At 73.2% G+C, this 17,872-nt stretch carries 15 protein-coding genes and 2 pseudogenes; 4 read left to right on the forward strand and 13 right to left on the reverse strand.

Features of this window, described 5'->3' with window-relative positions; translation table 11 throughout:
* From DKT68_RS23095 to DKT68_RS23115, 5 genes and pseudogenes are all read right to left on the reverse strand, one after another.
* Positions 1 to 451, reverse strand: a pseudogene (locus tag DKT68_RS23095) (hypothetical protein); the annotation flags it as partial.
* A gap of 92 nt (positions 452 to 543) precedes the next feature.
* The gene (locus tag DKT68_RS23100; RefSeq protein WP_109819490.1) at positions 544 to 1,332 is read right to left on the reverse strand and encodes a PPOX class F420-dependent oxidoreductase; all 789 of its coding nucleotides are present in this window, start codon (positions 1,330 to 1,332) and stop codon (positions 544 to 546) included.
* Between the two features lie 85 nt (positions 1,333 to 1,417).
* Positions 1,418 to 2,554, reverse strand: a complete 1,137-nt coding sequence (locus DKT68_RS23105) for an epoxide hydrolase family protein (protein ID WP_109819491.1) — start codon at positions 2,552 to 2,554, stop codon at positions 1,418 to 1,420.
* A 129-nt stretch (positions 2,555 to 2,683) separates the two neighbouring features.
* On the reverse strand, positions 2,684 to 3,211 hold the full coding sequence (locus DKT68_RS23110) for a WapI family immunity protein (RefSeq protein ID WP_109819492.1): 528 nt from the start codon (positions 3,209 to 3,211) through the stop codon (positions 2,684 to 2,686).
* A 55-nt stretch (positions 3,212 to 3,266) separates the two neighbouring features.
* Positions 3,267 to 4,421: a hypothetical protein gene (locus DKT68_RS23115; protein WP_109819493.1), complete on the reverse strand. Its 1,155-nt coding sequence runs from the start codon at positions 4,419 to 4,421 to the stop codon at positions 3,267 to 3,269.
* A gap of 299 nt (positions 4,422 to 4,720) precedes the next feature.
* On the opposite strand from DKT68_RS23115, the gene DKT68_RS23120 reads away from it, so the two are divergent.
* Both DKT68_RS23120 and DKT68_RS23125 read left to right on the forward strand, forming a co-directional pair.
* Positions 4,721 to 6,271, forward strand: coding sequence for a gluconokinase (locus DKT68_RS23120; protein WP_109819502.1), 1,551 nt, complete (start codon positions 4,721 to 4,723; stop codon positions 6,269 to 6,271).
* A gap of 167 nt (positions 6,272 to 6,438) precedes the next feature.
* Positions 6,439 to 7,872, forward strand: a complete 1,434-nt coding sequence (locus tag DKT68_RS23125; protein WP_146218425.1) for a serine hydrolase — start codon at positions 6,439 to 6,441, stop codon at positions 7,870 to 7,872.
* Positions 7,873 to 7,879: 7 nt separating this feature from the next.
* On the opposite strand, the gene DKT68_RS23130 is transcribed toward DKT68_RS23125, so the two are convergent.
* From DKT68_RS23130 to DKT68_RS23165, 8 genes are all read right to left on the reverse strand, one after another.
* Positions 7,880 to 8,665 (reverse strand): hypothetical protein, encoded by a 786-nt coding sequence (locus DKT68_RS23130; RefSeq protein WP_146218426.1) that lies wholly within the window; start codon positions 8,663 to 8,665, stop codon positions 7,880 to 7,882.
* A 119-nt stretch (positions 8,666 to 8,784) separates the two neighbouring features.
* Entirely contained in the window at positions 8,785 to 9,543 is a 759-nt protein-coding gene (locus tag DKT68_RS23135) for a MerR family transcriptional regulator (RefSeq protein WP_109819496.1), read from the reverse strand.
* A gap of 50 nt (positions 9,544 to 9,593) precedes the next feature.
* The gene (locus DKT68_RS23140; protein ID WP_236647040.1) at positions 9,594 to 11,981 is read right to left on the reverse strand and encodes a putative bifunctional diguanylate cyclase/phosphodiesterase; all 2,388 of its coding nucleotides are present in this window, start codon (positions 11,979 to 11,981) and stop codon (positions 9,594 to 9,596) included.
* A gap of 287 nt (positions 11,982 to 12,268) precedes the next feature.
* Positions 12,269 to 12,502, reverse strand: a complete 234-nt coding sequence (locus DKT68_RS23145) for a zinc-ribbon domain-containing protein (protein ID WP_109819497.1) — start codon at positions 12,500 to 12,502, stop codon at positions 12,269 to 12,271.
* 128 nt (positions 12,503 to 12,630) lie between these two features.
* Positions 12,631 to 13,509, reverse strand: coding sequence for an SRPBCC family protein (locus DKT68_RS23150; protein WP_109819498.1), 879 nt, complete (start codon positions 13,507 to 13,509; stop codon positions 12,631 to 12,633).
* Positions 13,502 to 14,059: a winged helix-turn-helix domain-containing protein gene (locus tag DKT68_RS23155; RefSeq protein ID WP_074317108.1), complete on the reverse strand. Its 558-nt coding sequence runs from the start codon at positions 14,057 to 14,059 to the stop codon at positions 13,502 to 13,504. The genes DKT68_RS23150 and DKT68_RS23155 overlap by 8 nt, the downstream gene beginning before the upstream one ends.
* 112 nt (positions 14,060 to 14,171) lie before the next feature.
* Positions 14,172 to 15,515: a class I SAM-dependent methyltransferase gene (locus tag DKT68_RS23160; protein ID WP_109819499.1), complete on the reverse strand. Its 1,344-nt coding sequence runs from the start codon at positions 15,513 to 15,515 to the stop codon at positions 14,172 to 14,174.
* Positions 15,512 to 16,909 carry an FAD-binding oxidoreductase gene (locus tag DKT68_RS23165; protein WP_109819500.1) on the reverse strand — a complete coding sequence of 466 codons (1,398 nt, stop codon included), beginning with the start codon at positions 16,907 to 16,909 and terminating at the stop codon, positions 15,512 to 15,514. Before DKT68_RS23165 ends, DKT68_RS23160 begins: the two co-directional genes overlap by 4 nt.
* A 94-nt stretch (positions 16,910 to 17,003) precedes the next feature.
* On the opposite strand from DKT68_RS23165, the gene DKT68_RS23170 reads away from it, so the two are divergent.
* Both DKT68_RS23170 and DKT68_RS23175 read left to right on the forward strand, forming a co-directional pair.
* Complete coding sequence (locus tag DKT68_RS23170) at positions 17,004 to 17,474, forward strand: aminoacyl-tRNA deacylase (RefSeq protein WP_201749159.1); 471 nt, start codon at positions 17,004 to 17,006, stop codon at positions 17,472 to 17,474.
* Positions 17,475 to 17,585: 111 nt separating this feature from the next.
* Positions 17,586 to 17,872: pseudogene (locus tag DKT68_RS23175) on the forward strand (RICIN domain-containing protein); the annotation flags it as partial.

Genomic DNA, 17,872 nt, shown 5'->3' on the forward strand with positions numbered 1-17,872 from the left:
CGGGGTGGTGGGCGGGGGCGGCCAGGTCCGCGTACCGCCATTCGCGCCGACGGTCGGGCCCGGCGAAGGCCACCCGGTGGTTGGTCACGACGGCCACGCCAGCGTCGACGACCCGCAGGCCCGTCGGTAGGGCGCCGGCGGGCGTGTCGGCGAAGGTGCCGGGGCCCGGCGTCGGCAGGCCGGGGACGTGCCGCGCCTCGGCCTCGACCAGCTCCGCGATGGGGAGTACGCGGAAGACGAGCTCGTCGTCGGCGAGGTCCACCGGCAGGCCGGTACGCGGCTGCGTACACCCGAGGAACCCGGCAGCCTCGATCCGCAGCCGGGTGAGGTGGTCGTTGCGCCGGAGCCAGGCGTCGGTCTCGCTGCGGTAGGCGCGCCGACGCCGCTCGTTCTCGCGCTCGGCCCAGGTGATCCGCCAGTGGGATGGTGTCGCGGTGGGGCGTGAGGTCACGGTCACACGCGGTACAACCGCTCATGTATGAGACAGGCAACGCGGGCCGGATCGATGCTTCCCTTTGTTCCCGAAAGGAGAGAATTGACAGGCTACTCTTCTGTCCCGTCAACAGGGACGAGCGCGAAGTGGACGGTCCGGCCGGTCCTGCGCCGCCCGAGGCGGTGCATCAGTGGCACGAGCACCCCGTGCAGCAGCGGGTACTTGCGGCGCAGCGCGCCGGCCGCGGCGTCGTACTCCCGGCCGGTCAGCCGGCGGGCGGTGGCCGGGACCGCAGGGCCGGTCGGCACGCCGCGTGCCGTCGAGGCCGCCACCGTGACCGTCGGGTTGTTGCCGATCCGCCGGGTCTTCCAGGCCCGTTCGAAGCTGCGCACGTACGCCCGGTCGCCGGCCACCGCGATGCTCACCGGCGTCGCGACCGGGCGGCCGTCGCGGCGGTACGTGGTCAGCAGCACCGTCTTCTGGCGACCGAACGGGGTCAGCTCCGGCACGCTGGCCGGCGAGACCGCGCCGAGCACCCAGCCCCGCTCCTGCCACCGGTACGCGAACGCCACCCCGGCCACCACCACGGCGCCGGCGATCGCGAGGGTCTGCCCGGTGGTGCCACCGAGATCGCGGTCGGCGACGTGCACCACCGTGTGGGCCGTCCCGCCAACCGCGTAGCCGGCCAGCGCCACGGCGAGCGCGTCGGCCCAGATGGTGGCGAGCAGCAGGGTCACGCCGATGCCGAGTTGGAACGCGCCGATGTCGTGCACGAAGTGCCGGTGCGGCGGGAAGCCGGCCCAGGTGCTGAACGAGGCCGGCGAGACCATCGCCCACACGCCGATGACCACGCTGGCCAGGCCGAGCAGAGCGGCGGCGGGCCGCACGAGTGTTCTCATACGCCCCTGACGAGATCACTCACGCCGACGTGACACCCGAACGGCGGCGGAGCCGGCCGACGAACGGCCCGGCTCCACCGACGGACTACGGGCGCAGCGAGGTGAAGAACCGCCTCAGCTCACCGGCGAGCAGGTCCGGCTCCTCCAGCGGCATGAAGTGCCCGCCCCGGCCCGGTTCGCTCCAGTGCCGGATGTCGGTGCAGGCCCGCTCGGCGATCGAGCGGGGAAAGTTGGCCTGCGAGGGTTCGGTGCTCACCGTGAACGCGGCGGGCACGGTGATGTCGGGTCGTGGGGTGTTGTGGTCGAAGTCGCTGTACTGCCGGAACGACGAGCCGATCGTGCCGGTCGCCCAGTACAGCGTGATGATCGTGAGAAGGGTGTCCCGGTCGAAGCTGTTCGCCAGGTCACCGTGGTTGTCGCTCCAGTCCCGGTACTTGTCGACGAGCCAGGCGGCCAACCCCGCCGGGGAGTCGGCCAGCGCCGCCGCGAGGGTGTCCGGCCGGGTGCCCATGATGGCGCTGTAGCCGCCGTCGGTCTGGTCGTACGCGGCTTCGGCGTCCAGGTACGCCTGCTCGGCCGGCGACAGCGGACGCGCGTCGAAGCTGGCCGGGAACGGCGGGTGGATCAGGTGGATGCCGGCCACCTGCTCCGGGTACAGGGCACCGAGCCAGCCGGTGACCACCCCTCCGACGTCGCCGCCGAAGGCGCCGTAACGCTGGTAGCCGAGCACGTCGGTCATCAGCTCGTGCAGCGTCCGTGCCAGCATCGCCCGGGTCACCGGCTCGTCCGGCACCTCCGAGAAGCCGAAGCCGGGCAGCGAGGGCACCACCACGTCGAACGCGCCACCGGGCCGGGCGGGGTCGGTCAGCCGGTCGACCAGCGGCAGCATCTCGACGAAGCTGCTGGGCCAGCCGTGGCTGAGGATCAGCGGCAGCGGCGCGGGCGCGCCGGCCGGCCGGGGCGCGCGGACGTGCAGGAAGTGCAGCTTCCGGCCGCCGACGAGGGCCAGATAATGGGGGTACGCGTTGAGCTCGGCTTCGCGGGCCCGCCAGTCGAACCCGTCGTGCCAGTAGGACACCAGGTCCCGCAGGTAGTCGGGGTCGACGCCGCCCTGCCACGGCCGGTCGCCGCTGCGGTTGCTGAAACGGGTACGGGCCAGTCGAGCCCGCAGGTCGTCGAGGACCGCATCGGACACGTCGATGCGGAACGGGGAGAAGGTCATTGATCCTCCGATAAGGAGGGCGCTCCCCGACGCGAGAGGTCAGCTGAGGGGGACGGCCGAGGGATGCGCCCAGGAATGACGATGGGTGGTCACCGGGCTCACCTCCTCTCGTGGCTGACGAAGATCACTCTAGCGGAGCGGGCCGGGCAACGGACCTCGGGCCGGGAAGCGCGACGGCGCGCGCGGCGGGTACGCCTCGCAGTGTCCCGCCCACTGCTCGGCCGCGGCGGCGAGGGCGTCCGCGGAGACGGTGAGCGTCAGGGGGTAGATCGCGGTGGCCGGGCGGCGCATCCACGGCGGCAGCGACTCGGCGGAGAACTCCACGGTCAGCTCCAGCCGGCGACGGCGGATCACCCGGGTCCGCAGGGCCAGGTTGGGTTCGGTGAAGCGGACCGATGCCGGCGCCGGGCTGGGCCCGACGGCCGCCTTCGCCTGGCCGCTCAGCCAGCCGCCGAGCGCGCGGGCCTCCTCGACCATGAGGCTCGGGTAGTGGTGCGACCAGGTCTGACCGTCGGCGGTGCGGGCGTCCACCTCGATGAGCAGCCAGTCGTGCCAACCGGGCGTTGCCCGGTCGGGGTCGTCGGGCGGGTCGACGCCCGGCTGGTAGCCGATCGGGCGGATCCTCACCCGGGCACCGTCGTCGGACCGGATCTCCACCCGCCAATTCTGGCCGACCGAAGCCGACGGCCGGGCCTGAACGGGTATTAAACGGTCATTTGCCGAACGTCCGGCGCACGCCTCGGTGCTCGGCGCAGGCGTTCGACCGGCCGCCGGTCAGGCTGACCGAGCCGTCACGGCACTGCACCAGGTATCCCCGGCCGGCCCAGAACTCCGGCGTGCAGTCGAACCAGTCGCACACCTCGGTGGCCGGTCGGCGGATCCGGGTGCCGCCGCAGAAGTCGTACCCCAACGGGTTGTCCGGCGCGCCACAGCGCGGGTCGCGGCTCGCGGTGGGCGACGGACGCGGTGCCTTCGTCGGCTTCGGCGAGGTGCGAGGCGCCGGCGCGGAGACCGCCGGGCGGACCAGCACGGGCGCCACGCCAGGGCTGGGGCTGGGCGCGGGGGTGGCCGCGACCGCGACCTCCGCGCCTCCGGTCGGGTCGGACGGGTCCGACTCGACCAGCGCCGCCGGGACCAGCAGCGCGACGGCCGCGGCCACCGCGACGGTCCGCCGGCCGCCCGGCACCCGCGCGGAGAGCCGGGCCTGCGCGGGCGTGGCCGCGGCCGGCCGGAACGGCTTGAGCTGGGCGTGCTCGGCGATCAGCTCGTCGAGCTGGGCGAGCACCGCGGGCCGCTGCTCGATCGCGTCGGCGAAGGCCAGGGTGAGCTTGAACCGGAAGTCCGCCGCCGCGTCGGTGGGCAGCATCAGACCGGAGGTACGCCGCCGGTCCAGCACCTGGATCAGGGTGACCGGCGCCGCCGGGTCGTGGGACAGGCCGGTCATCCTGCCGTACGCCCAGTCGCGCCGGCCACGCCCACCGAGCAGCACCAGCCGGCGGCTGGTGATCACCGCCATGCCGGCGTCGGTGACCCGCACACCGTCCGGGCGGCGCGGGCGCAGGGGCCCGGACGGTGGGGCGACCGCGAGATCCGGCGCCGGAAGCACGGGAGTGTGCCGCACCTCGACCAGTTGCGCGGCCGGCAGCGCCCAGAGCACCACCTCGTCGCCGGCCAGTTCCAGCGGTAGGCCGGCACCGGCCGCCGCGGAGCCCTGGAAGTCGGCGGCCAGGGCACGCAGCCGCCGTAACTCGTCGTCCCGTCGCCGCCAGGCCGTCTCCGCGCCGCGGAACGTGCTGACCCGCCGAACGTTCTGCCGGTGCGCCCACCGGTACCGCCATGTGGAACCCGTCGAATCAGTCTTTGCCACGCCGACTCCTTCGCCGCGCTGGCCACCAACCGGGGTGTCACACGTGTTAACAGCGGCGGCGCGCCGCCCGGACACGCCAGAACGGGCGAATCAACCGATCGGCGGATCAAACCGGACGATAGGCCGATACTGCTGCCGGCGTTCATTCGGTCCACAGTGCGGCCGTGCGGCGCGGAGGCCGAACTGTCGTCGGAGCGTCACCTTCCGCGCGTGCCGTACGAGCCGGTCGCCGTCTCGGTAACGTCAGCCGAAGCCGGGTGGTGACGCCGCCGCACCGCCGTACGGAGGGGGTGAGGATCGTGCCGCAGGGCGCCCGGCCCGGGGTGGTGATCGGTGTCGACATCGGCACCACCAGCACCAAGGCCGTCGCGTACGACACCGGTGGCCGGCAGTTCGCCAGCCACTCGGTCGGCTACCCGCTGCACGACCCCCAGCCCGGGTACGCTGAGCAGGACCCGCAGGTCATCCTCGACGCGGTGCTGGAGTCGATCCGCGCGGTGGTGGCCGAAACTGCCGAGCCGGTGGCCGGGCTGTCGTTTGGGTCCGCCATGCACAGCCTGATCGGGCTGAGCGCGGAGGGCAGCCCCCTCACCCCGTCGGTGACCTGGGCCGACTCGCGAGCCACCCGGCAGGCCGAGCGCCTGATGGCGGTGCCGTCCGGCCTGGCCCTGCACCGCCGGACCGGTACGCCGATGCACCCGATGTCGCCGCTTCCCAAGCTGCTGTGGTTCGCCGAGCAGGAGCCGAAACTCTTCGAACGGGTCGCGCACTGGGTCGGCATCAAGGAGTGGGTGCTGCTGCGACTCTGCGACGTGTTGGTCACCGACCACTCCATCGCCTCGTCCACCGGCCTGATGGACATCCACCGGCTGGAGTGGGACAGCGAGGCGCTGACCATCGCCGGCATCACCCAGGAGCAGCTCCCCCACCTGGTCTCCACCACCGCCGTGCTGCCCGGGCTCACCGCGGCGGCCGCGGTGGCGACCGGCCTGCCGCAGCGCACCCCGGTGGTGGTCGGCGCGGGCGACGGGCCGCTGGCGAACCTCGGCCTGGGCGCCGTGCACCCCGGAATGGTGGCCTGCTCGATCGGCACCAGCGGCGCCATGCGGGTGATGGTCGAGCGGCCCGGCGTGGACCCGCTCGGCGGGGTGTTCTGCTACGCGTTGACCGAGGACCGCTGGGCGGTCGGCGGCGCGATCAACAACGGCGGCATCGTGCTCCGCTGGGCCGGTGAGGCGCTCGCCCCGGATCTGGGCGAGCACTCCGAGGCGGAGCTGGTCGCGCTGGCGGCCCGTGCGCCGGTCGGCTCGGGCGGGCTCATCATGCTGCCGTACCTGCACAGCGAGCGGGCGCCACACTGGAGCGCGCTGCCGCGCGGCGCGTACGTGGGGTTGACCCACGGGCATCGGCGCGAGCACCTGGTGCGGGCCGCGCTCGAGGGGGTCTGCCAGCAGCTCGCACTGGTGCTGGCCTCGGTGCGGGCGGCCGGCAACGAGGTCCGCGAGATCCGCGCCGGCGGGGGTTTCGCCCGCAGCGGCCTGTGGCGGCAGATGCTCGCCGACGTGCTCGGCCTGCCGGTGAGCTTCCCGGCCGGGCGCGAGGGGTCGAGCTTCGGCGCGGCCCTGCTCGGGATGCAGGCGCTGGGGCTGATCCCCAGCATCGACGTGGCCGCCGACCTGGTGCGCATCGAGGAGACGGTCCGACCCGACGCGGCCGCCGCCGCCACGTACGCCTCGCTGCTGCCGCTCTTCGCCGAGCTGTACGACGCGCTGGTGCCCACGTTCTTCTCGATGCGCCGGCTGGCGCCCGGCCTGCCCACGGACCCCGTCCTCGTGGCACCGCCGACGTGACCGGCCCTACTCGGCACCGCCGCCGGGCCGATGTCGCTGATGAGGCTGATACCTCAGAGTCATTTTGATACCGGTGAGGTATCGCGCTCGTCGGCACATGGGCGCCCGGACGGGTGACGCCAACCTCCGCGACCCCAACGGCCGCGCGTGCTTCATATCGTGCAAACGTGAGAAAAAGCGACAAGAAGCGCTCATCTTCCCCGTCGGGCCCACTCGTCCGCGTACCCCTGAAGTGGCTGACGGCGGCGGTCGCGCTGGCCGTGGTCGCGACGACCGGGCCGGCCACCGCCGACGGCCCCGGGCCCGAGCCGGGCCACGGTGCCGGGCCAGGGTCCGCACCCGGCCCGGGGAACGCCGCCGGCCCGGGGAACGCCGCCGGCCCGGGGAACGCCGCCGGCCCGGGGAACGTCGCCGGCCCGGGAAACGTCGCCGAGCAGGGGGACGAGCCCGGCGTGGAGCCGACGCCGGAGCGCGCGCCGACCAGTGCGGTGTCCTGGCTGTCGTTCCCCGGTGGGGTGTTCGCGGTGGACTCGCTCGGGCACACCGTGCGGTACCGGGCCTGCGACGGTGACACCGGCCGGGTCGCCGACCCGGACATGAGTGTCGCCGCCGGGGTGGCCAGCGGCGAGGTCACCGTCGAGGGCAGGAGCTACCGCTACCGGGTGCCGCTGGTCGGGCGGAGCCAGGGCAGCCTCCAGGTGGTCGGGCGTCACCACCCGCCGACCGAACTGACCGGGGTCGTCGTCACCAGCCCGCAGCCGCCCACCGACCCGGTCGCGGGCGCCCGGCTGTTCCCGCTCAGCGGGCAGCTCGCCCGGGTGGTCGCGGACGCGAGCCTCAACCCGGCCGGGGTCACCGTCCGGGACCTGTCCGGCCGGTACGGCGATCAGCAGGTGGCGGTCAACGGCGCTCTGCGCCCCAAGGCGGCCAGCGTGATCAAGTTGTGGATCCTGGTCGAGCTGCTCCGCCGCGTCGACTGTGGACAGGTCTCCCTCGACGACGGCGTGCTGGTCACCCCGGCCGACGTGGTCGGCGGCACCGGTCAGCTGCAGTTCGAGACGTTCCCGCAGGTGGTCACCCTGCACCGGCTCGCCCAGTACCTGATCAAGTACAGCGACAACATCGCCGCGAACGTGCTGATCACCTACCTGGGCGGGTTCGCCCCGGTCAACGCGCTGATCGACTCGATGAACCAACGGTCCACCATCCTGGCCCGCCGGATGCTCGACAGCGCGGCCGCCCAGCGCGGCGAGGAGAACTACACCAGCCCCGACGACGTGGTGTCGTTGCTCGGCGCGGTCTGGGACGGCGAGATCCTCACCCCCGCCTCCCGCGACCTGATGATCGGCTTCATGCGGGAGCAGACCCTCAACACCAAGATCCCGGCGGCGCTGCCGCCCGGGGTGCCGGTGGCACACAAGACCGGTGACCTGCCGGACGCCTCGCACGACGTCGGCTACTACCTGATCCCCGGCTCGGAGACCGCCGTCGCGTTCCTCACCGCCGGGCCGATGGACACCGGCGACGAGACGGTCCGGCGGATGGCCCGCACCGTCTACGACTTCCTGGTCACCCCGGTGGACGGGGCGTACGAGGAGTGAGCCGTGCTCAGGCGCCGGGGATGTTCGCCGGCGGGTCCTCGCCGACCAGGTCGGCCGCCGGCGGCTCGGCCGCCACCGCCAGCCCGAAGTCCGAGTACGTCAGGTCCAGCTGCGCGGTCTTCGACTGCTCGCTGGCCAGCTGGATCTGGTAGCGGACCAGCCGCCCCTGCTCGTCCACGGTGGCGGTGAACGGCACGGCGCCGGCCCGGTCACCGAGCACACTGCCGACGCCGCTGCCCAGCACCGCGCCGCTCGCGCGCAGGTCCAGCGTTCCGGCGTACTCCCGGACGCCGGTCTGCCGGATCCGGGCCGGCGCGGTCAACGTGCCGGCCAGCCGGGTGTTGTCCAGGCCCGGCTGAGCGCCCGGCGCGTCCGGAGCGCCCACGTGCCACCAGGTCCGGCCGTCCCAGACCGGGACCCGGCGGTCCGGTGCGCTGACCCGCACGTAGACGTCCGGTCCGGTGGTCAGCCGCTCGATCTTCACCTCGCCGTTGGGCACCTTCAGCGATGTGGTCTCCAGGCCACGCCGCGCCTTCGGGTCCCACAGCAGCACCGTGCTGTCCCCGCCCGTCGACCCGCCGGTGCCCACCGTCAGCTTGTACGTCTGCTGGTCGACCTTCCCCGCGGCGGCGACCAGCACGCTCGCCGGGTCGGTCGCCACCGGGTCGGGTGACGCGCTGGCCGCCGGACGGCCCGCGTCGGGCTCGTCGCCCGCGGCGGACAGAGCCCACGCCCCGGCGGCGATCGCCACGACGAGGACGGCGCCCGCGGCGACCAGCTTCGGCTTGTTCACGGTCATCTCCCCCGAGCGGCACGCCCGTCGGCCGGCGGCCGATCGACGCTGACCGCGGTGCGGTCCGGCCAGAGTAGCCGGACCGCACCGACTGCTGTCGCCGGTCGGGTCCCGGGCGATCAGGCGCGGCTGATCGCGTTGGCGTGGATCGCCTCGTTCAGGTACGCCGCCAGCCCCGGCGCCGTGTTCTCGTAGTGCCTGGTGAACCGCTCGTCCGCCATGTACATGTCGGCCAACCCGGTGTGCACCTCGTACGAGCACTCGTAGAACCAGCGGCTGATGATCTGCCGGTGTTCCTCCGCCAACTCCATCGCCTCCGGGCTGTCCGCCGGGACGCCCGAGGCCAGCACCTCCGTCATCCGCCGGCCCCAGTCCTCGTTCTCCGCCTTGATCCGCAGCCAGTCGTCCTTCCCGTAGCGGGAAACCCGCCGGTTCGACTCCCGGTACGCCTCGGTGTCGCCCCAGCGCTGCTCGGCCTCGGCCTCGTGCTCCTCCGGGTTGAAGTCGCCGAAGACCTCGAACCGCTCCTCCGGCGTGAGTGGGATGTTCAACTTGCTCGCCTCCATCGCGAACTCGATCGCCGTGACCATCTCCTGCAACCGCTTGATCCGTACCGTCAGCAGCTCGTGCTGGCGACGCAGGTGCGCGGCCGGGTCGGCCGCCGGGTCGTCGATGATGGCGGCGATCTCCTCCAGAGGGAAACCCAGCTCCCGGTAGTACAGGACGAGCTGCAACCGTTCCAGGTCCGCGTCGTCGTAGCGGCGGTAGCCGGCCGGCGTCCGCCCGCTCGGCGAGAGCAGGCCGATCTCGTCGTAGTGGTGCAGCGTCCGTACCGTCACGCCGGCCACCCTCGCCACCTGACCCACCGTGTACGCCATGGCTCCCCTCCCTTCCGGGAACCACGCTCCCGCCTGCCGCTACGTGAGGGTCAAGGCCGATTCTGGCCCACCGTGTCGGGGCCGTCCGGCCGCCCGTACAGATAGCCCTGGCCGCGGGGGCAGCCGATCGCGATGACCGCCGCGTGCTGGCACTCGGTCTCCACCCCCTCGGCCACCACCGCCAGGTCGAACGCGCCGGCCAGCCGGGTCACCATCTCCACCGTGGCGTACGCCCGGTCGTCGTCGGTGCCGAGCCGGGCCACGAACGAACGGTCGATCTTCAGCTCGGTGGCCGGGATGCGATGCAGGTAGCTCAGCGACGAGTAACCGGTGCCGAAGTCGTCGATGGCGATCCCGATGCCCAGCTCGCGGAGCTGGCCGAGCCGATCCAGCACCGCGTCGGTCCCCTCGATCAGCGCCGACTCGGTCAGCTCCAGCGTCAACGCGCGCGGAGCCAGGCCCGCCCCCGCGCTGGCCGCGGTGACCGTGGCGATCAGGTCCGGCCGGCGCAGGTGGGCCGCGGAGATGTTCACCGCGACGGTCGCGTCCGGCGCCCGGTCCCGCCAGGTCGCCGCGGCCCGGCACGCCTCGTGGATCACCCAGCGGTCGATCGGCAGGATCAGCCCCGTCTCCTCGGCCAGCGGCAGGAACTTCGCCGGGGGCAGCATCCCGAGCCTGGGGTGCCGCCAGCGCACCAACGCCTCGGCACTGCGGACCACGCCCGTGGCCAGGTCGACGATGGGCTGGAACTCCAGGCGCAGCTGGTCCTCGTCCACCGCCCGGCGCAGGTCGGCGATCAGCTCGGCCCGGGAGACGGCCGACTCGCGCAGCGCCGGGGTGCACGTCCGGTACGCGGACTTCCCGGCCGCCTTGGCCGCGTACATGGCGATGTCGGCGTCGCGCAGCAGGTCGGTGTGGGAGGCGTGCTGCGGGCCGTACTCGGCGATGCCGATGCTCGCCGACGGGTGCACGCCGACGTCCTCGTCGCCGTCCGAGGGTTGCAGGGCGTCCAGCAGCCGTTCGGCGAGCTGCTCCGGGGGAACCGGCCGGTCGGCGTCGACCAGCACCGCGAACTCGTCGCCGCCGAGCCGGGCGATGGTGCCGTCGCCGCCGACCGCCGTCCGCATCCGGGCCGCCAGCCCGGTCAGCAGGGTGTCGCCGGTGGCGTGGCCGAACCGGTCGTTGACCTGCTTGAACCCGTCCAGGTCAAGCAGCAGCACCGCCACCGGCCGGCCGTCGCGCAGGGCCACGCGCAGCCGCCGGTTGAACAGCAGCCGGTTGGGCAGCCCGGTGAGCTGGTCGCCGTACGCGAGCCGGCGCAGCCGGGCCACCAGGCGCAGGTTCTCGTTGGCGGCCAGCCCCTGCCGTACGGCGAGCGCGGCGAGCAGCGCCATCATCGTCACGAAGATCAGCTGCGGGGTCTGCCCGGTGGGTCGGCGGGCCAGCACCACCGCGATGATCGCCCCGCCCACCGGCAGGTACGGCAGCGCGACCCGCCACCACGGCGGCGGCGAGGACTCGGCGGTGTCGTCGGTGCCGTCGCAGTCCGGAGGTGGCGGGTACCGGGCGGCCAAGCCGATCAGCAGGTAGCTCAGCGGCCAGCACAGGTCGATCATGTGCCCGGCGGTGTAGTCGGCGCGCGCGACCAGCGAGACGTACGCGATGTCGGCGACCACCCGGATGGTGAGGCTCGCCGCGAGCACGCTCATCGGCCGCCACACCGGCCGCGCCGGGCCGGTGACCGCCACCAGGATGGTGAGCTGCATCAGGTCGAACATCGGGTAGAGCAGTCCCAGGGTGCGCGCCGGGTCGGCCAGCTCGGCGGCGGCGACACCCCGGAACACCAGCACCCAGCCGATGGGCAGCAGGGCCAGCGCGACGATCACACCGTCCAGCAGCGTCCGGGCCCGCCCGACGGCGGTCCGGGGCGCGGAGGGCGAGCAGAGCAGCGCGGCGGTGCCGGTGAGGATGCCGGCGGTGAAGACCGCCCCGACCAGCGGGGTGTGCGGCAGGTCGCCGCCGCCGAGCCGTTGTGCGGTCCAGATCGCCCGGCCCAGCGCGGCGAGCGCCATGGTGGCCGCGAGCAGCGTCCAGAACCGGCGCAGCGGGGCCGGGTGCCGGCGGGCGACCCCGGCGCAGGCGAGCGTGGCCCACCCGGCGACCAGCAGCGCGCCCAGGTCGCTGACCAGCGCCGCGCCGGGCAGCGCGGCGACCAGCCAGCACGCCTCCGTGACCAGGACCCCACCGGCGAGGAGCAGCCCGGTACGGCCCGACCGCGCCAGCGTGACGCCCGTCGTCCGTCCGTCGGTCGCCCCCGGGGTGGCTGGCGTCCCTGCCGCCGTCGTCCCTGCGAACGGCGCTGCGGCGGCCGGGTCACCGTGGGTCGGCTCGGCGGGGGTGGGCGCCCCCGCGGCGTGCTTCACGTCCTGTCGCGACACGGTCGCTCCGGCTCTCCGTCGTGCGTGCACCATCGGGCAGACCCGTCCACGGCAAACCCCGAAAGCCTAGCCAGCGCCCGGGTACCCCGCCAGCGTCCGAACGGGCGCGCGGGCCGAGCCACGCCGGACCGCCCAGGCCGTCCACCGGACGGGGCGACTCCGGTACGCGGTGGCTGTGCAACGCGTCGGATCAGCGGCCGGCGGAGCGGTTCCAGGGCGAGCGGGGCAGCGCGGTGCCGGCCAGCGGGCGGCCGATCAGCCAACACAGGAAGCGTGCCATCGACGGCTCAGCTGACCGCGAGGCGCTGGGCGTCGGACGCGGAGATCTCGTACTGCGCCCCGCAGAACGTGCACTGCTGCGCGTACCGGGTGCGGATCGGGATGAGCGGGATGAAGAAGAGCGTGAACTTGGTCGAGCGGCGGGTGATCACCTGCGCGGCGTGGTTGCCGCAGTTGCGGCACACCTGCTGCGCGACACCGGACCGGTCAACCTTGGTACGCAGACCGAAGATGAAGAACATCGAACGCCAGTACCCACTCCACCCCGACAAGTCACCGGATCGCGCCGACGAGATCGCGGCGATATCCGCCCGGACGCGCGGCGAGCGCCGGCCCGTGATGCGGTGGGCCGGCGCTCGTCAGGCGGGGATCAGCCGGCGGCGCCGGTCGGCTGGGGATCCAGGCCGGGCACCTCGGTGGCGAGCCAGATCGGCTGCCAGTCGGGCACCTCGTGGAAGCGGCGCAGCTCGGAGAGCCCGGACACCGACCCGCTCCAGGCCCCGTACGGCGGGTTGCCCTCGTCGAAGCCGCTCTGCACGAAGGTCAGCGTGGTCCGGCCGCCGGATTCGGCCAGCTCCCAGGTGCTGACGCCGGTGGGGCCCCAGTCGACGGACATTTTGCGGCCCGGCTCCACGTCGATCACCTTGGCGGCGTAGCCGGCCTCGAAGCCGCCCATGGCGTACCGGCCGCCGACCCAGGGCTCGATGCCGATCGGGTAGCCGAACCAGGCGCTGGCCTGCTCGGAGTCGGTCAGCGACTCCCACACCTTGTCGGCGGGCGCGGCGATGACCAGCTCGCCGCGCAGGTCGGCGGAGGTGAAGTCGGTCCGCGGCAGCAGCGGCCGGCCCTCCAGGTGGGAGGCGAGGTTGGCGATGGACAGCGCCCAGTAGGTCTGCAGGACACCGCGGATGCTGCTGCCGCTCATCGCCTCGGCGAAGTCGAAGTGGCTCTGCGTCAGGGTCAGCACGGTGCTGTCCGGACCCTCGGCGGTCAGCTGGAACTCGGTGGTGGTCTCCACCCCGTCCAGCAGCCAGCCGATGCGCAGCGTGTCGTCGTCGGCGTGCAGCAGTCGCTGGTGCGGGGCGTCGCCCTCCGGCGTGTAGCGACCCCAGAACTCGTACCGCTGCGGAAGCTCGACCTCGGCGTGCTCGGCCAGCCAGGTACGCAGCTCGGCGGGGTCGGTCAGCGCCTGGCGGACGCGGCCGACCGGTGCGGACAGGCGGGCCTTCACAGTCAACGGTTCACTCATGGTCGTTCCCTTTCGGATAGCAGGCCACGGCGAGTTTGAAGGCATCCCCTTCGCTGCCGCCGTAGCGCGTGAACAGGTCCTGAAGTGCGGTTTGCAGGTCGTGCAGGAACTGCTGGCGCTGCTCGGCGGGCACCCGGATCTCGCCGGAGACCCCGATCGAGGGCAGCTCGGGCGCCGCCCGGTCCAGGGCGGCGATGTCGGCCTGGACCTCCTCCATCAGGTCGAGCAGGTAGCCCAGGCTCAGCTCGTCACGCGCCCGGCGCAGCCCGATCCGCCCGACGAGCCGGGGAGAGAGCCAGTAGGAGCGGGCGGCGGCCTGGTAGATGCCCTCGGTGATGCCGCGAACCTTGCGCTCGTTGACCAGCTCGACCAGGCCGGCCGCGACGAGCTGCTTGACGTGGTAGTAGACGCGCTGTGGCGTCTGGTCGAGTCGAGCCGCGACCTCGGTGCAGGTGCGCGGTTCGGCCAGTTGCCGCAGCACCTCGACACGCTGCGGCTTGAGCAGGACCTCGGCCTGCTCGATCTGTTCCAGGTACAGGACGTCTCTCATGGCAAAATCAGTTTGTACGTACAAAACTTGTTTGTCAATCGCTTCGCGAGAAGCCGCGCCGACTTTCTCGGCGCGGCTTCAGGCGACAGCGGTCAGGGCGGTCCGGTGACGGTCAGGGCAGCCAGTCGGGGCGCAGCGGGTAGCCGTTCACGCCCTCCGGGCCGTTGCGGGTGGCCAGCACCTGGTGCAGTTGGATGCCGTTGCGCTCGAACGCCATCCGGGACCCGGCCATGTACAGCCCCCACACCCGAGCGGTGCCCGCGCCCACCTCCGACACGCAGAAGTCCCAGTGCTCGACCAGGTTGCGGCACCAGGCGGCCAGCGTCAGCGCGTAGTGCTGGCGCAGGTTCTCCTCGTGGTGCACCTCCAGCCCGACGTCGTGCACCTCGCTGATCAGCCGACCCGGGCCGGCCAGCTCGCCGTCCGGGAAGACGTACCGGTCGATGAACGCCCCGGACCGGTGCGGGGCGCGGTTGTCCGCCCGCGTGATGCAGTGGTTGAGCAGCCGTCCTCCCGGCCGGAGCCGGTCCCGCAGGGCCCCGAAGTAGGCCGGGTAGTTGCGCACCCCGATGTGCTCGGTCAACCCGATCGAGGAGATGACGTCGAACTGCTCCGCCGGCGCGTCCCGGTAGTCCAGGTGCCGCACCTCGGCCAACTCGGTCAGCCCCTCCCGCTCGATCGCGGCCTGCGCCCACTGGGCCTGCGCCTTCGACAGGGTCACCCCGAGCGCCTTGACGCCGTACTCGCGCGCGGCGTGCCGGACCATGCCGCCCCAGCCGCAGCCCACGTCGAGCAGCCGCATCCCCGGCTTGAGCGCCAGCTTGCCGGCGACCAGGTCGTACTTCGCCGCCTGCGCCTGCTCCAGGGTGTCCTCCGGAGAACGGAAAACCGCGCAGGTGTACGTCATCGACGGGCCGAGCACCTTCTCGTAGAAGGCGTTGGAGACGTCGTAGTGATGCGAGATCGCCGTGCTGTCCCGGACACGCGAGTGCCGCAGCCCGTTCATCACCCGCTTCCAGCGCGGCTGCGCCTCCTGCGGCGGGGCCGGCGGGGGCAGCAGCCGCTCCCAGCCCAGCCCGCGGACCAGGGACAGCCCCTCCGCCAGCGACGGCGGACGCAGGCGCAGCTCGTCCTTGAGCACCCGCAGCGCCTCGTACGGGTCGCCCGGGTGCACCCCCTGCAACGCCAGGTCTCCGCTGACGTAGGCCCGGGCCATGCCCAGGTCGCCAGGGGCCGTGAGCAGGTACGACAGGCCCCGCTCGGAACGGATCGCCAGGGTGATGCCGGCGTCGGACGGGCCGAGGGCGCTGCCGTCGTACCCGGTGATCCGCACCGGTAGCGGCCCGGTGGTGACCGCGCGGACCACGTCCGCCACGGTCGGACCCGTTCGCCGGCCCCCCGCCGGCGGGGTGGCGGGGACGCTCGCCGCCCCCTGATCTCGGTCGGTCAGGCTCATGCTCGTGCTACCGCCTTCTCGTACAGTCCCGTCAGCCGGTGGTCCGGGTCGTAGCGGTCCTTCACCGCGCGCCAGGTCTCACCCCCGTAGAGGCGGTCGAAGGCGTCCCGGTCGTAGTACGCGTCGGAGTAGAGCGACTTGTGCCCGCCCAACTCCGACACCCTGCGTTCGATCGTGCGGTTGACGTCGCCGTCGGCGGCGCCCGGCGCGATCGGCACGCTCCCCCAGAACCCAATGTTGACGTAGTCCTGCCCCGGCCGGAGGGGATACAGCGGCCATGCCCGCGCGGAACCGGGACCCGCCGGTTCGCGCAGGCGCAACGGACAGAGCCACACCGGGTTCATCCCCACCGCGCCGGCGAACCAGCGCAGGAAGTCCGCTGTGCGTTCGAGCGGGATCTCCACGTCCTGCACGACCCGCTCGCGGGCCGGCTGGCCGCGCAGCCGGTCGATGCGGGCCGCCACCTGGTGCCGGTGCTCGAGCCGGACCAGGCGGTGGTAGACGTCGCTGCGCCGGAAGCGCGCCGGCCAGAGCCGGCGTACGACCGGGTGCTGCGCGCCGAACGCCGCCGAGCACCAGAACCAGTCGGTGTCCCAGCGCCACAGATAGTCGTACGCCGTGAGCACGTCACGGGTGCGCTGGCGCAGCGACCGGTAGTAGATCGACTGGCCGGTGTAGTCGCTGGGCGGCCCGGCCTGGTCGGTGAACGTGGCCAGCACCAGGTACGCCTCGCCGGGGCTGAACATCACCCCGTCCATCGCGTCGACCGGCTCGCCGGCCCAGGACCGGGTGGCGGTGATCTCGGCGATCGCGTCGGTGAGCGCCTCCAGCCGGGTGAACCGGATGTTGCGCGACGCCACGTACCGGCCGACCGGTTGCAGCTCGATGCGCAGCCGGGTGGCGTAGCCGAGGCTGCCCAGCGAGTTGGGGAACGCGGTGAACAGGTCCGCGTGCTCGCCCTCCGGCCGGGCCGTGATGATCTCGCCGGAGCCGGTGAGGATGTCCAGCTCCCGCACCGACTCGTGCGGCAGCCCGTTGCGGAAGGAGGTCGACTCGATCCCGAGGCCGGTCACCGCCCCGCCCAGCGTGATGGTGCGCAGTTGCGGCACCACCAGCGGCATCAGCCCGTGCGGCAGCGTGGCGTCGACCAGGTCCTCGTACGTGCACATGCCCTGCACGTCGGCCGTGCGCGCGGTCGGGTCGACCGACAGCACCCGGCCGAGGCCGCTCACGTCGAGGCCCGGCGTCCGGGGTGCGGACCGGGGTCGGAACAGGTTGGACGTGCGTTTGGCGAGCCGGACAGGCTCGCCCGTGGGCACCGCGGCGTACGACCGTCGCAGCGTGTCCACCGCTTGATCATGGTCAATGGGGTGATCCACACGCTCAACGCGCATGTGGATCACCTTACGCCCGGCCCGGTAAAACGGTGGGATGTCGGCGGTGGCGGTTTCCCGTCCGGTGGCAGACCCGGGGGTTACCGTGGCGGGCATGGCGTCGCCCGCGATCACCGCCCTGGACTCCGCCGGACTGCCCTACCGGCTGATCGCGCACGGCGCGGTCGGCAGCCTGGCGGAGGCCGCCGCCGTCCGGGGCGTCGCCGTCCCGGACGTGGTCAAGACGATCGTGGTCCGCCGGAGCGCCGACGACCACCTGTTCGTGCTCACCCCCGGCGACCGGGTCGTCTCCTGGCCCAAGCTGCGCGCCCTGCTCGGTGTGCACCGACTCTCCATGCCGGACGCCGCGGGCGCCCTGGCCGCCACCGGCTACGAGCGCGGCACGATCACCCCGTTCGGCGCGAGCACCGCCTGGCCCGTGATCGCGGACGAGCGGCTGCGCGGGCGCGAGATCACCCTGGGCGCCGGCGAGCGCGGCCTCGCCGTCGCGGTCGACGCCGACGCCGCGATCGCCACTCTCGGCGCCACCGTGGCCGACGTCACCGACCCGCAGCCGACCCGCTGAGCACAGGCGGCCGAGATGGCGCGTGACCGGGTGGCGTTCTGGAAGGACGTCCGGGTCACCCACTGACACGGGACTGGCACCGGCCCGCCGGGGTGGGTGAGGATGGCCCGTATGTCCGCGCCCGACGAACGCCCCGACCCCGCCGGCACCGTCTACGGCGGGCGGCGGTCCGCACCCCGTTCCGGCCCACTGGCCGATCCGCTGCTGCGGGTGGCGTTGGCGGTCGGGCTGGTCGGCGTACTCCTGGGGGTGGTCTTCGCCACCGGGCTGCTCGACGGTGACGACGAGCCGGTGGTGCCGGCGACGGTCGGCGCCCCGTCCAGCGCGCCGGAGCCCACCGCCCCGGCGGCCGAGCCGAGCGCGACGGCCGAGCCGTCGCCGGCCCCGTCGGCCACCAC

The sequence above is a fragment of the Micromonospora acroterricola genome (assembly GCF_003172955.1).
In the GTDB taxonomy this organism is placed as follows: domain Bacteria; phylum Actinomycetota; class Actinomycetes; order Mycobacteriales; family Micromonosporaceae; genus Micromonospora; species Micromonospora acroterricola.